16 protein-coding genes are annotated in these 13,408 nt (G+C 69.1%); 6 read left to right on the top strand and 10 right to left on the bottom strand.

Annotated features, from left to right (window positions below; all coding sequences use genetic code 11):
• The 5 genes from RUU78_RS17440 to RUU78_RS17460 all read right to left on the bottom strand — a co-directional run.
• The coding region (locus RUU78_RS17440; protein ID WP_313918739.1) for a tetratricopeptide repeat protein at positions 1 to 957 on the bottom strand (957 nt) is incomplete at its 3' end.
• Positions 958 to 1,080: 123 nt separating this feature from the next.
• The gene (locus RUU78_RS17445) at positions 1,081 to 2,079 is read right to left on the bottom strand and encodes an alpha/beta fold hydrolase (protein WP_313918811.1); all 999 of its coding nucleotides are present in this window, start codon (positions 2,077 to 2,079) and stop codon (positions 1,081 to 1,083) included.
• 25 nt (positions 2,080 to 2,104) lie between these two features.
• Positions 2,105 to 2,920: a lysophospholipid acyltransferase family protein gene (locus tag RUU78_RS17450; RefSeq protein WP_313918740.1), complete on the bottom strand. Its 816-nt coding sequence runs from the start codon at positions 2,918 to 2,920 to the stop codon at positions 2,105 to 2,107.
• A gap of 80 nt (positions 2,921 to 3,000) precedes the next feature.
• On the bottom strand, positions 3,001 to 3,948 hold the full coding sequence (locus RUU78_RS17455) for a serine/threonine protein kinase (protein WP_313918741.1): 948 nt from the start codon (positions 3,946 to 3,948) through the stop codon (positions 3,001 to 3,003).
• Positions 3,945 to 4,382 (bottom strand): hotdog fold thioesterase, encoded by a 438-nt coding sequence (locus RUU78_RS17460; RefSeq protein ID WP_313918742.1) that lies wholly within the window; start codon positions 4,380 to 4,382, stop codon positions 3,945 to 3,947. Before RUU78_RS17460 ends, RUU78_RS17455 begins: the two co-directional genes overlap by 4 nt.
• Positions 4,383 to 4,543: 161 nt before the next feature.
• Here RUU78_RS17460 and RUU78_RS17465 point away from each other — a divergent pair, with 161 nt between their 5' ends.
• Complete coding sequence (locus tag RUU78_RS17465) at positions 4,544 to 5,596, top strand: CDP-6-deoxy-delta-3,4-glucoseen reductase (RefSeq protein WP_313918743.1); 1,053 nt, start codon at positions 4,544 to 4,546, stop codon at positions 5,594 to 5,596.
• Complete coding sequence (locus RUU78_RS17470) at positions 5,593 to 6,156, top strand: DUF2845 domain-containing protein (protein WP_313918744.1); 564 nt, start codon at positions 5,593 to 5,595, stop codon at positions 6,154 to 6,156. The genes RUU78_RS17465 and RUU78_RS17470 overlap by 4 nt, the downstream gene beginning before the upstream one ends.
• A 55-nt stretch (positions 6,157 to 6,211) precedes the next feature.
• Here RUU78_RS17470 and RUU78_RS17475 read toward each other — a convergent pair whose 3' ends face one another.
• The 3 genes from RUU78_RS17475 to RUU78_RS17485 form a co-directional block, all read right to left on the bottom strand.
• A complete protein-coding gene (locus RUU78_RS17475; RefSeq protein WP_313918745.1) occupies positions 6,212 to 7,474 on the bottom strand; it encodes a heme biosynthesis HemY N-terminal domain-containing protein in 1,263 nt (420 codons plus the stop codon).
• Positions 7,471 to 8,556, bottom strand: a complete 1,086-nt coding sequence (locus RUU78_RS17480) for a uroporphyrinogen-III C-methyltransferase (protein ID WP_313918746.1) — start codon at positions 8,554 to 8,556, stop codon at positions 7,471 to 7,473. Before RUU78_RS17480 ends, RUU78_RS17475 begins: the two co-directional genes overlap by 4 nt.
• 68 nt (positions 8,557 to 8,624) lie before the next feature.
• Positions 8,625 to 9,404, bottom strand: a complete 780-nt coding sequence (locus RUU78_RS17485; protein WP_313918747.1) for a uroporphyrinogen-III synthase — start codon at positions 9,402 to 9,404, stop codon at positions 8,625 to 8,627.
• A gap of 106 nt (positions 9,405 to 9,510) precedes the next feature.
• Here RUU78_RS17485 and RUU78_RS17490 point away from each other — a divergent pair, with 106 nt between their 5' ends.
• From RUU78_RS17490 to RUU78_RS17505, 4 genes are all read left to right on the top strand, one after another.
• Entirely contained in the window at positions 9,511 to 9,987 is a 477-nt protein-coding gene (locus tag RUU78_RS17490) for a YiiD C-terminal domain-containing protein (RefSeq protein WP_313918748.1), read from the top strand.
• A 158-nt stretch (positions 9,988 to 10,145) separates the two neighbouring features.
• Positions 10,146 to 10,562 (top strand): hypothetical protein, encoded by a 417-nt coding sequence (locus tag RUU78_RS17495; RefSeq protein ID WP_313918749.1) that lies wholly within the window; start codon positions 10,146 to 10,148, stop codon positions 10,560 to 10,562.
• Positions 10,563 to 10,965: 403 nt separating this feature from the next.
• Positions 10,966 to 11,409 (top strand): rhodanese-like domain-containing protein, encoded by a 444-nt coding sequence (locus tag RUU78_RS17500; protein ID WP_313918750.1) that lies wholly within the window; start codon positions 10,966 to 10,968, stop codon positions 11,407 to 11,409.
• 103 nt (positions 11,410 to 11,512) lie between these two features.
• Complete coding sequence (locus tag RUU78_RS17505) at positions 11,513 to 12,343, top strand: ABC transporter six-transmembrane domain-containing protein (protein WP_313918751.1); 831 nt, start codon at positions 11,513 to 11,515, stop codon at positions 12,341 to 12,343.
• A 24-nt stretch (positions 12,344 to 12,367) separates the two neighbouring features.
• Here the strand turns inward: RUU78_RS17505 and RUU78_RS17510 are convergent, their stop codons facing one another.
• On the bottom strand, positions 12,368 to 12,709 hold the full coding sequence (locus tag RUU78_RS17510; protein ID WP_313918752.1) for a high-potential iron-sulfur protein: 342 nt from the start codon (positions 12,707 to 12,709) through the stop codon (positions 12,368 to 12,370).
• A gap of 19 nt (positions 12,710 to 12,728) precedes the next feature.
• The gene (locus tag RUU78_RS17515) at positions 12,729 to 13,388 is read right to left on the bottom strand and encodes a c-type cytochrome (protein ID WP_313918753.1); all 660 of its coding nucleotides are present in this window, start codon (positions 13,386 to 13,388) and stop codon (positions 12,729 to 12,731) included.
• Positions 13,389 to 13,408: the final 20 nt, after the last annotated feature.

Here is a 13,408-nt window from a genome sequence, read left to right on the forward strand (position 1 = left end):
GTCGCCGAGCTGGCCGAGCAGTTCGCCCAGTGCCGCCTCGATTGCCACTGTTTCCGGGTGACGCTGCAGGAATTCGCCGTAGAGCTGCAGCGCTTCGTCCTCGCGTGCGGCGGAAACCAGGCAGCTGCCGAGCAGCTGCACCGCGCGCACCTGATCGGGCTGCAGAGCCAGGCCCGCGCGATAGTGTTCGATGGCCTGATCGAGACGGCGCTGGTGGCGCGCCACGTCGCCGAGACCGAAGCGGGCGATGCCCTGGAAGCCGGGTGCTTCGCTGAGCACCGCGAACGTCGCCTGGGCCTCTTCGATCTTGCCGTCTTCGAGCAGCACCTGGCCGAGCAGGTACCGCGCACCGTGCAGTTCGGGCGCCAGGGCCAGCGCATTGCGCGCGGCCTGTTCGCCGAATGCGCGGTTGCCGCGCAGGACCAGGGCGCGGGCCAGCGCGAACTGCATGCCGGCATCCTTGGGCGCGAGTTCGGTCGCGCGGCTCAGGTAGGCCAGCGCCTTGTCGACGTCCCCGTTATCGAGCAGCAGCCGGCCCAGGCCAGAGATCGCGTGGGCGTCGTTCTCGTCGGAACGCAGCGCGGTGCGGAACAGGGATTCGGCCTTGGCCAGGTCGTTGTCGACGATGGCGATGCGCGCAAGGAGGGTGTGTGCGCCGGGCTGGTTGGGATTGCGCCGGATGGTGTCTTCGATCAATGCACGCGCGCCGACACGATCTTGCTCGAGGAAATACAGGCCGGCCAGCTCGAGCGCGACATCGCCGCGGTCCGGTGCGAGGCGGCGCGCATGGTCCAGCAGGCGGCGCGCCTCGGCCAGGTCCTGGCGCTGGCGCCGCAGCAGGCCGAGCAGGTGCAGCGCATCGACATTGTCCGGCTCGCTGGCGAGCACGGCGCGGTAGCCGGATTCAGCCTCGTCAAGACGGCCTTCGGAGTGCAGTCGGGCAAGTTCTTGCAGCATGGGGATCCACTTCGGGGAGAACGGGCGCGCGGGCGCGAGCCGACAATTATGCCGCAGCCGCCGTACTGACGCCCTCGCCTAGGCGCACCTTGCCAACTTCGGCAACGCGCTTGAATCGCCCGGTCAGGCCACGAGCCGGCCCAGCCGCTCGGCGATGAAATCCTCGGTCCAGCTGCGCAGGCTGAAGTCGCGGATGAAGCCGCAATGTCCGCCGGCCGGGGCGATTTCGAGCTCGGTGCTCACGGACAGCTTGAGCTCATGGAAGCCGTCCACCGGGATGATGGGATCGTCCGAGGCGGTCAGGATCGTCGCCGGCACAGCCAGATCGGCGAGCCGGTCACCGGCGATGGAATAGCCGTCCAGGTAAGCGTCCAGGGTGCCGAAGTCGGTGTGCCGCGCGACCATGGTCGCGGTCAGCTGGCGCATCGAGGCACCGAGTTCGGAGCGGCTGAAGCGCGCGGCCTCGGGAAACAGGCGCTGCTTGCGGCGCAGGGATTCGCGCCACTTGAGCATGAAATACGCATGGTAGAACCAGGGCGCGCGCTCGATCGCGCTGAGGATGTCGGGCGGATGCACGGCCGGACAGACCGCGAGCGCGTAGCTCAGCGGCAGCGCGACGGCCGGCGCGCGCAGCGCAACGCGCAGCGCGAAGTTGCCGCCAAGCGAGAATCCGACGAGGGCCAGTTTCTGCGGCGCATAACGGCGCGCGATGTCCTGCAGCGCGCCGATGACTTCGTCGAGGCGGCAGGAATGGAACATCTCCGGATTCAGGTGATGCGTCTGGCCGTGATCGCGGAAGTTGAGCCGGAAAACGTCCCAACCTTCGGCGAGCACCCGCGCGGCGGTATGCAGCAGGTAGCTCGACTGCACGCTGCCTTCCCAGCCGTGCAGCAGCACGACCAGGCCGCGCGCCTGTTCGCGCGCCTGCTGCGGCGAGTGGAAGCCCTGCAGGCGCACGCCGTCGCCGCAATCGAGGATCAGCTCGGTCGACTGCGCCTCGAGTAGCGCGCCCCGCTTGCGGAACAGCCAGCGGCGCATGCCGCTGGAGGCCAGCACGGACTGTATGTGCGCATTGCGCAGCAGGCGGTGAGGGCGGAAATCGGTGGCGCGCACGGGTGGGATGGGCTCGCGGTCGGCAGTGATGGAATCAGTCCTCGGCGGCGCTGCCGCTACGCTCGTTCGTATCGGGCAGGCCGAGTGCGACGCAAATTTCGCTGCGCGCGCGTTCCGCGATCCGGCGGCGGCCTTCGTCGCCGCTGATCGGTATCGGCGTACAGAAATGCACTTCGGCCGTCATGCCGCGGCCGCCGAGCACGCGCAGGAAATTACCGACGAAACTCTCGCCCGGACCGAACGGCACGGCGGGATCCTGGCGGCCGTCGTTGCCGTAGCGCAGCGCAACCGGCTGGACCGGGACCTGTGCGTCGACGGCGACCTGGAAGATGCGCGCATGGAACGTGCGCACGCGGTCGCCCGCGCCCGTGCCGCCCTCGGGGAACACGCCGACCGGCAGGCCTTCGCGCAGCCGCTCGACCACGCGCTGCATGACCGCGGCCAGCGAATGACCGCTGCCGCGCTGGTGGTAGATGGTGCCGGCGCGCGCCGCGAGCCAGCCGATCAGCGGCCAGCGGCCGATCTCGGCCTTGGCCACGAAGCACAGGAAAGCCTGGCTGTGGAGCAGTTCGATGTCGAGCCAGGACACGTGATTGGCGACGAACAGTACCGCGCCCGGATGGGGTTCGCCGAAGCGGCGTATGCGAAATCCGAAGAAGCGTACGAGCCAGCGCGACCACCACGAGGTCATCCAGTGATCGAGGCGCTGGCCGCCGATGCGCAGGCGCGCGCCCAGCGGGTTGATCACGATCAGGGCGAGCGGCAACGCGATCAGCAGATGAACCAGCAGTACCGGAGAGCGCCACAGGTACCGCAACGGGCGCAGGCGATCGGGGCGGGCAGCGGTCACTACGGTATCGGCTGTGGCATTCATCGGCGCAAGGGTAACCAAGCGCGCCAGACTGCGCCAATGAAAGCGCTCTGGCTTCTCTATTCCTGCATCTGCAACGCCGCCTCGTTCAGATCGGCGATGTGCTGTTCCCACCAGCGCGCCTCGCCGACGAAGGCGAAGGCCTGCGGAAAAGCCGGGTCGTGCCAGCGCTGCGCGATCCAGCCGGCCCAGTGCACCTGCCGCAGCGTGCGCAGCGGCTCGACCAGGGTGAGTTCGGCCGGATTGAAATCGCGGAACTCGGCATAGCCTTCGAGCAGGAGGTCGAGGGCGCGCGCATCGGTTGCGAGCATCCACAGATCCTGCACCGCCGGACCCAGGCGCGCATCGTCCAGGTCGACGAAGTGCGGGCCGTGATCGGTCCACAGCACGTTGCCCGGATGGCAGTCGCCATGCAGGCGCAGGCACTGCGGCTGGACCGCGTCGAAGCGCTGCTGCAGCGGCGCGTCCAGCGCGGCGATGGCGCTGCGATAACGTGCCGCCGAGGTCGTCGGCAGCAGCGGAGAGGCCAGCACGGCCGCGGCCGGCGCATGCAGGAACGTGGCGAGGTCGATCGCGCCGCGGGCGGCAAAGCGCTGCCGCGCACCGATGCCGTGGATGCGCGCGATGAGCCGGCCCATCCACTGCAGGTGCTCGGCCGATTCCAGCTGCGGTGCGCGACCGCCGCGGCGCGGATACAGCGCAAGCCGATGCGCGCCGGTCGTGTGCAGGCTGCGGCCGTCGATCAGCAGGGGCGCGACCACCGGTAGCTCGGCCGCAGCCAGCTCGGCCGCGAATGCGTGCTCCTCGGCGATGGCCGCGTCAGACCAGCGCCCGGGCCGATAGAACTTGGCCACGACCGGCGCCGCGTCCTCGATGCCGACCTGGTAGACGCGATTCTCATAGCTGTTGAGTGCGAGCAGCCGGCCGTCGGTGTAAAGGCCCAGCGCCTCGACCGCGGCCAGTACGCGCTCGGGATTCAGGTCCGCATACGGGGCGAGCGCGCTCACGCGCGCCGGTCGCGACGCGGCACGACCGCCATGGTCAGGCGTGCGATGCAGCACAGGTCGTTCACGTCGGTGACGATGCGGATCTCCCAGACCTGGGTCGTGCGGCCGATGTGCAGCGGCGAGGCGGTGCCGGTGACTTCGCCGGACTGCACGGCGCGCAGGTGGTTGGCGTTGATGTCGAGGCCCACCGCCAGTTCCGCCGCCGGATCCAGGCAGAGATTCGCCGCGAGGCTGCCTAGCGTTTCGGCCAGCAGCACCGACGCGCCGCCATGCAGCAGGCCGAACGGCTGGCGAGTGCGCGCGTCGACCGGCATCGTGCCACGCAGGAAGTCCGGGCCGATCTCGGTGAAGCGGATGCCGAGCGACTGTCCTGCCGTGCCTTCGTTCCAGCTGTTCATGGTGGCGAGGTCGGTCTGCTGCTTCCAGAGGCTCATGGTGGGCTCGCGTAGGGAACGAAGCGGCGATTAGACCGGTTCGCAGCGCGCGCCGGAAGGGCAGGGGCCGCCGCTGGCGGAAGCGGCCCGGTCAGGACCTGAGTACCCGCCGGTCACGGCGACGCATGCGACAATCGCGCGTCATTCCGGCGGATCGCTGCGTGAGCCATACCGTTACCCTGCAGGCCAGCGGCAAGCGCTTCGACGTGCAGCCCGGCGAAAGTGTGCTCGAAGCCGCGCAGCGCGCCGGCCTGGCGCTGCCGTATTCCTGTCTCGCCGGCGTCTGTGGCAGTTGCAAGGCCAGCCTGGTCGCCGGCGATGTCACCTACCCGCGCAATCCGCCGGCGGGGCTCAACGCCAGCGAACAGGCGAAGCACCAGGTCTTGCTGTGCCAGGCCTTGCCGACGAGCGACCTGATCCTGCTCGCGCGCGAGGTCGCCTCCGTCGCCGACATGCCACGGCGCGTGCTGGCGCTGACCGTCGGGCACAAGCAGCTGCTCGCCGCCGACGTGATGCAGCTGATCCTGCATCCGCCGCACGGCGAACGGCTGAACCGGCTCGCCGGTCAGTATCTCGACGTGCTGCTGGCCGACGGCAAGCGCCGCGCGTTCTCGATCGCCAACGCACCCGAAGGCGATGCGCGCATCGAACTGCATATCCGCCATGTCGCCGGCGGCGGCTTCACCGGCCATGTCTTCGACGCGCTGCAGCCTGGTGACGTACTGCGCGTCGAAGGACCACTGGGCACGTTCGTGCCGCGCGAGGACTCCGAACGGCCGATGCTGTTCGTCGCTGGCGGCACCGGCTTCGCGCCAGTGAAGGCGCTGATCGAGCATTTCCTGCACCTGGGCACGCGGCGGTCACTGCAGCTGTACTGGGGCGCACGCCGCGCCGAGGACCTGTATCAGGCGCCGCTGCCGCAACAGTGGATGCGGCAGTTTTCGAACTTCCACTATGTACCGGTGGTCTCCGACCCGGAGTTCAGCAATGGCCTGCGCAGCGGCCTCGTTCACGAAGCCGTGCTTGAGGATCATGCGGACCTGTCCGGGTTCGACATCTACATGAGCGGGCCGCCGGCGATGATCGATGCGGGCCGGCGCAGCTTCGTCGCGGCGGGACTGGACGAAGACCGGCTGTACTACGACAGTTTCGACTATGCGCCGGACGTCCTGGCGCACATCCTCAGCAACCGCGCCGGGATCCACGGACTATGAAGCGACTCGCCCTGCTGTGCCTGCTGCTGCTCCTGGCTGCGCCCGCCCATGCCCTGCGCTGCGGCACGCGCGTGGTGGCCGACGGCGATCGCGACTTTGCCGTGCGCGAACGCTGTGGCGAACCGTTCTATGTCGACCAGTTCGCGAGCGTCAGCGTACGCGGCGCGAACGGCCCGCTGGAAACCCAGATCGAGGACGTCTACGACGTCTGGTACTACAACTTCGGCCCGCGCCGGCTCATGGTGCGGCTGCTGTTCCTCAACGGCCGCCTCGAGCACGAGGAAACCCTGGGCTACGGCGTGAACACGCTCGGCGACAGCTGCAATCTCGACGGGCTGACCGCCGGCACCAGCGCCGGCGAGATCGTCGCCTACTGCGGCGAGCCAGCCGGGCGGCGCAACCAGCGCCGGGCCAACGTTCGCCGCGACAACTTCGGCAACGAGCGCTATACGCCGGTACGCGTGGAAGAATGGACCTACGATCTCGGCAGCTCGCGTCTGCTGCGTGTCCTGACGCTTCAGAACGGGCGCCTGCAGAGCGTCGATACCGAGGGGCGCTGACGCGTAAAGGACTGGGAGCACGGTGGAACGGTCGCACCAACCGTTCGTTTAGAACCTAACCAACATCCGGCAAGCGCGGCACGCCGTGTTCGCTGCGCTGCTCGATGACCGCGGCCTTCGTGTCCAGCCCGAGCCGCGGCGCCATGCCGGGCAGCGGCTCGCTCGCCTCGTTGCGCGCCAGGCGCAGGGCGTTGCGGTAGCAGTGCTCCGCCAGCGCATGGCTGCCTTCGCCGGAATGGCAGTCGCCGAGCGCTTCCCAGCTCGCCGCGGTTTCGCTGATCGCGAGCGAGCGCTCGAGGTATTCGCGCGCCTTGCCCCAGAGACGTCCGGCGACACAGAGCCGCCCGAGCGAGACCAGCAGCACGACGCTGTTCGGATGCTGCCGCAGCCAGCCCTCGGCCTGGCGCAGACGCGCGCCGGTATCGGCACCAGCCAGTTCGGCGTAGGCCTGCACCGCGGGTTCGGACCAGTCCTTGCGCAGGTGAGCCTCGATCTCGCTCATGCCAGGCAGCGGATGGCCCAGTTCGGCGATGCGCCGCGCGTAGGCGGCCAGCGCCGCAGGCACGCGCCGCTGGGCACGGGTTAGCCCGGCCCACTGCTCATTGAGTCCGTCGGCGCTGCGCTGCGCGGTCAGGGCCGCGGCCAGCACGCGCGCCTCGAGCGCGGCGAAGGTGGGCGCGGACAGTGCCTGGGTCCGCGCGAGCGGCGCGAGCGCATCCATGGCCGCCTCGGCCTCACCCGTCGCGAGCGCCGCTTCGATGTATTCGACCCAGGCCGCCGGCACCAGCGTGGTGGTGCGCGCCTCGGTGGACAGCAGGCGATACGCCTCGGCGAATTCGCCGCGCTCACGCTTGAGACGTGCCCGCAAGGCCAGCGCCGCGCCCGGCGCGGTCTCGGCCGCTTCGTCGAGTGCCGCATCGGCGCGCGCGGTTTCGCCGAGGGCCAGCGCCGCGCGGGCGGTCGCCAGCATCGCCGGCGCACGCAATTCGCGGTACTGGGTGGCGCGCGCGAGTTCCTTTTCCGCGCGCAGATAGCGGCCCTCGGCCAGCGCGACGAGGCCATTGGCCAGCCGCTCGCGGCTCTTCTTGCGTACGCGGCGAAACCACAGCCGCAGCGGCCAGCGCGCCAGGCGCCAGGCCACGCCGATCAGGCCCCAGAGCAGCAGCAGCGCGACGACCGCAACGACGGCCGTGGTTTCGTAGTTGGTATTGCCCAGGCGCACGAGCACGTAGCCCGGATCGCTCGCCAGCCAGTGATAGCCCACCGCGGCTGCAAGCATGGCCGCCACCAGCAACAGCCCCGCCAGCCAGTACCTCATGGAACCGGCGTCCCATCGACGCGGGGCAGTGCCTGCTGCAGGCCCTGCGCCGTGCGCAGATTGCGCAGTTCCTTCAAGGTCGCGCCCAGCGTCGGCCGAGGCGATGCCGCAGCACTTTGCACGTCGAGGCGGCCCAGCCCGGCAAGTGCCGCGACCACGGACGGGTCATCGGCGGCGAAGCCGTCCGCCAACTGCGCGCGGGCGCGCTTGAGCGCTGCGTGCAGCGCGGCGTCGTTGCGTTCGAGCAGCGCCAGTTCGGCGGCCCGCAGTTCCAGCGCGACGAAATTGCGCAACAAGGCCGGATCGGCGACGGCGCCACCGCCCGGGCCGGTGCGCGTGACGCGCACGAACTGGCCCAGCGCGCGCCACAGCTTCGAATCGGCACCGGCCTCGCGCCGATCCAACGCGGCGGCGAGCGGCAGAGCAGCGACCTGATCGCGCAGCGCGGCGAGTTCCGCCAGCGCTGCGGCTTCGGTCGGCTGGTTCATCTGGTCCAGGCTGCGCAGCTCCACCGCGAGGGTTTCACGGGTGGTCGCGAAGACCGGATCCTGCAGCGCCGCCAGTGCGCTGTCGGCAATGCGGTAGGCGCGCGCCGCGGCGGCCGCGTCGTGAAAAAGTTCGAAGCGCTGCTGCGCGAGGAGCAGCACCATCTCCGCCTCGTTCAGCAGCAGCGCATCGTGGCCGGACAGCCGCCTGTCGGCGAGATTGGAAATCGCGTCCTCGAGGACGCGCGCACGCTCGGACACGCCGAGCACTTCCTCGCGCAAGGTCTTGTTGACGTTTTCGGCATCGGTCAGGCGCTGGCGCAACATCTCGCGCTCGCGCCGTTCGAGCTCGACCGCGCGGCGCAGGCCGTCGACATCGGTACGTGCCAGGGCAATGTCCGTCGCGATCGCATTCCCGCGGCTGCCATCGGCCGCCGTACGCCACCAGGCGACGGCGCCAATGACGACCGCCACCATTGCAAGCAGCAGGGCGATGCCGGCAAGCAGCGGGCGTGGAGCCGGCGTCGATGAAGGGAGCGGCGTCACGGGCGCGGGCGACGACGCCGGCGCAGAGATATCGGGCGTATCCATGTCCATGGGTTCAATCGTACCGAAGATCGGTGCCCGGCGGTCGGCAGACCAACGTCGCGCGCATGACGGCCAGGTTACAAGCGGTGTCGCGCGAGGGCGCGATCGCACGCCCCGGTGAGATCCGCGGCCAGCGCCGATTCAGCAACATGTATACGTGTGAAGCCGTGTTCGCGCGCGAGTCCCGCAAGGCGGTCGCTGCTCACGATGAGCTCGGCAGCACGCAGCGTAAGCACCAGCCCGGCAGGCAGGGCCGTGGCGAGCTGAGCCAGGGCGTAGGCGCTGGTGACCACGACCAGCAACGGCCGCGGTACGGTTTCCAGGCGCGCATGGTGCAGCCGCGTCCAGCGGGGTGGCAGGCGCTGGTAGACCTCGACCAACGCGACTTTCGCGCCGCGCCGACGCAGCGTAGAAGGCAGGCTGTCGCGCCCGCCCGCGGCGCCGATCGAGGCCCAGTGCTGGCCGCGCACGCGCCGCAGGGCCTCTTCGGCGAGAAGACCTTCGCTGTCCTGGCGCCCCTGCGGCTGGATCACCGCGACGACGCCACGACGGCGCAGCGCCGCAGCGGTCGCGCTGCCAACGGCACAGACCCGCAGGCGTTGTGGCAGGCGCAGTGTCGGCAGCAGTTTCCAGGCGAAACGCACCGCGGCCGGACTGACGAAGACCACGCCGTCTCCACGCTGCGCCGCGCGCAGTTCGGCGCGCGCGCGCGCGGCATCGGCGGCGATCCGCAGGCGCTGACCCGGAAGCGAGACGGTTTCCGCGCCGAGGCGGCGCAGCCGGCGGCTCAGGCCGTCGGCACTGCCTGCCGGGCGCGTATTGACCACGCCAGCACCGCGCAGGGGACCAACCAGCACGGCCCCGTTCTGCCCAGGGTTGCCCGGACGGGGCTTATGCGCCTTGCCGCTGGCGACCGCTCGTGGCACCGTGCGCGCCCTGTTCGTCCTGTCTGCTGCGTTGTCCATGACCGATGCCCTGATCCACGCGCTGGAGCGCGAAATCCTCGCCGATATTCCGCTGGCTCGCGCGATGCAGCTGCAGATCGCCGCGTACCAGCCCGATGGCCTGACCTTGCTGGCGCCGCTGGCGCCGAACATCAATGACAAAGGCTGCGCTTTCGGCGGAAGTTTGGCCAGCCTGCTGACCCTGTCGTGCTGGGCGCTGGTCGTACTGCGCCTGCGCGCGGCGGGCGAAGACTGCGACGTGTATGTGCAGGATTCTCAGCTGCGCTATCTCGCGCCAGTCTGGGGTGAGATCCGCGCCGAATCGCGGCTGGCGGAGGGCGAGAGCTGGAACGATTTCTTCGACATGCTCGGCTCCCGCAACAAGGGCCGGTTGCGCATCCTGGCCGGCGTGGCCGACAGTTCGGGCAAGCTCGCGACCACGCTGGATGCGCGTTTCGTCGCGCTGCGCCGCGAGGCCAAGTCCAGCGCGGCATGAAAGCAGTGGAGAGAGGAGAGGAGTGAGAGAAGATCGAGAACCCGCGCTCTCTGTTTTCTCGATCCTCTAACCTTTTTCCTGCCCGTTCCGCTCTTCTTACCTGTTTCCTGAACCTGCTTGCGTCACAATCCGGCGCGACTACGCTACGGGAGAGCTGCATGCGTCGCTGGCTGTTGCTACCGCTGTTACTGCTGTGCCTGTCCGCCGGCACCGCCGAGGCCCGCAGCAAGAAGGACAAGGCCATGGACCAGGTCCTGCTCGACTACGCCGCGACCCTGCGCTGGGGCGGCTTCGAGCAGGCCATCGCCTTCATCGATCCGGCGGTGCGCGAGGCCAAGCCGATACCCCCGCTGGACCTGAACCGCTACCGCCAGGTGCGGGTGAGCTTCTATCACCAGCAGTCGCCGGTGCAGGTCAGCAAGACCGAGATCCAGGTGCTCGCGGAAGTCGGCATCATCAACAACCACAGCCAGAGCGAGCGCACGGTCAAGGACCGGCAGACCTGGCGCTGGGACGAAAAAGAAAAGCGCTGGTGGCTCATGAGCGGGTTGCCGGTGATCGTTGGTCAGGACTGAGGAAGTTCCAGCTCGCCTGCTTCTGTGTCGCGTATCCGATCTGCGTCGTCCAGCACCGCAGCAACTGGAAACGATGCCGCCCATCGGCCGTGCACCAGATCCACAACCACGGCCAACGCTGCGCGCTGGTCTGTCCGGCCCGTTGGGCGTTCAGACAGATCAGAACCTGTGGTTCTGAGCGATCGCTCTTCACCCGGCCCGCTGGGCGTTCAGAACGATCAGAACCTGTGGTTCTGAGCGATCGCTCTTCACCCCCCCTCAACATATTAAGGGGGGCTGCAGAGGCGGTGCGCGGCGCCGGCGCCGCGGACGATTCATGAGCCTTCGATGACGGTGGCCTATGCGCCGAAGGCCGGGTCGCCGATAATCGCGCCCCCCACTGCGTACCGGCTCCGGCCTCTCCATGTCTGAATTCCTGCACCGCCTGCCCGAGTTCATGGGCAACCATCCCATTCTGTCGATGGCGTTCTTCGGCGTCCTCATCGCCGTTATCGCCAACGAATCCACCCGCTGGTTCCGCGGCTACAAGGAACTTACGCCGGCCGAGCTGACCCGGCTCATCAATGCCGAGAACGCGCTCGTCGTCGACGTCTCGGCACCGCCGGATTTCGAGAAAGGCCACATCACGAGCGCGAAGAACGTCGCGATGTCGCAGTTCGATCCCGAGCACAAGGATCTGGGCAAGGTGAAGGAAAAGCCGGTCGCAGTGGTCTGCCGCAACGGCCAGACCTCGGCCCGCGCCGCGTCGCGGCTGACCAAGGCCGGCTTCAAGCGCGTCTACACCCTGTCCGGCGGCGTCGCCGCATGGACCGCGGCCGACCTGCCGTTGATCAAGGGCAAGAAGTAGCCGGCCAGCGTGCTCGATCGGGGGCGGCCGCACTGCCGCGACGATCCTGCCACGCTGCCGCCGCCGATGGCGCCGACCGCTCGACCGGCAACGGAGTCATCGCGTGATCCTTGCTTTCGTCAAGTCACACCTCGGCCGGCTCTCGACCGCGCATGCCGTGTCGACGGCCGGGAGTCTTGCCGGCCAGCTGTATCCGATCGCGACCGCGCTCGCGATCAACGGCGTGCTGGAGCAGCGCTACGCGGCGATAGTCTGGCTCGTCGCCTGCCATGTTGCCGCGCTCGTGCTCGAAGTCAGCGCCAGGATGCTGGACACGCGCGTGTTCGCGCGCCTCTATGCCGACATTGCCGGCACCTTCGTGCGCCGCGCGCACGACGAAGGCGTGGATCCGTCGATCATCGCCGGGCGCAGTGCGCTGTCGCGCGAGTACGTGACCTTCCTCGAACGCGACGTGCCCGCCGTACTGTTCGCCGTCGTCGGGCTTACCGTCTCGCTCTGCACGCTGTTCTGGCTGGACACGGCTATCGGCGCTGCCTGTCTCGTACTGGTGCTGCCGCTGCTGGCGATCAATCGCTGGCTCGCGCGCCGCTCGCTGGCGTTGAACCGGGGTCTCAATGACCGTCTCGAACGTGAAATCGACGTGCTGCGGCGCGGCCGACCCGACGCGGTACGGCGACATTTCCGCGCGCTCGGCGGGTGGCGCGTGCGCCTGTCGGATGTGGAGGCCAAGGCCTTCGGCGCCATGGAGATCGCCGTGATCGCGCTGTTCGTCGTCGCGCTGACGCGGCTGGCGCAGGGCGACGCGGTACGCGCCGGCGATGTCTACGCGATCTTTGCCTACCTGTGGAAGTTCGTGATGGCGCTGGACCAGGTGCCGCAACTGGTCCAGCAGATGGCCAAGTTGCGTGACCTCAACGAACGCCTCGCCCGCTGACGCGCCGCCGTCGCCGTCGCCGAATCAGGCTTTCACCACATAGGCCGAGCACCAGCCCTTGGCAGCGACCGACTTGCCCGGGAACAGCTGGCAAGGCCCGGTCGCGCCAGTGCCCTGGAAGAAATTGCAGTTGGCGCAAAGCTGCTGCGGCGTGTGTTTCGGAAACTTCGTGGTGTCGACCTGGCTGCCGTCGGCCTTGTAGCCCAGCGCCTGCGCGGTCGGGTCGGTTTCCGACAGAGGCACCAGATCGGCCATGGCCGGCCCTGCGATCGCCGCGGTGCCGCACGCGGCGAGCAGCACCAGAAATCGACGGCGTTGCGGCGCGACGCCCGGGTCTTGCTGCGGAGCATTGCCTGTGATGTTCATCGGTAGTCTCCAGTGAAGTTCAGCGTGGTGTCGCGGCGAGCCATGCGGCCAACTCGGCGATTGCTGCATCGTCGAGGTGACGCGCCACGCCGCGCATGAGGAGCGCGTTGCTGGTGTCGCCCGGGCCGCCGTCGCGATACTGGCGCAGACGAGCGACGAGATAGTCGGGCTGCTGCGCGGCCAGCGCCGGGTAGTAATCATAGTGCGCCATTTCCGCGCGCAGCGGATGACCTTGCGCAGCCGGGCCGTGGCAACCCTGGCACGGCGCGATGCCGCGCGACGGATCGCCTTCGCGGAACAGGCGCGCGCCGGCACTGTCGCCCGATGCCGCCCCCGATGCCGGCGTACGCGAGCGCGACGCGAAATAGGCCGCGATGTCGCGCAGGTCCGCGTCACTGAGGTGCTGCACCTGCGGCGTCATCGGCGAGGCCGGATCGGCCCGGCGGCGGAAGCCGTCGAGACTCTGGTACAGATACCCCGCGTGCTGGCCGGCCAGGGCCGGGAACGCGGGAACGACCGCGTTGCCGTCGGGCCCATGGCAGGCGACGCAGACCGCGACCTTGGCCGCACCGGCGACCGCGTCGCCGCGGATCGCGGTGGCGCGTCGCAGGTCGACGAACTCGCCCGCGACCGCGCCCCAGGAGGCCAGCAACAGGGTGAAGGCGCACAGGCGTTTCATCGGCATGCTCCGCACGACAC

Origin of the sequence: Tahibacter sp., assembly GCF_032229445.1 — a bacterium.
Taxonomy (GTDB): domain Bacteria; phylum Pseudomonadota; class Gammaproteobacteria; order Xanthomonadales; family Rhodanobacteraceae; genus Tahibacter.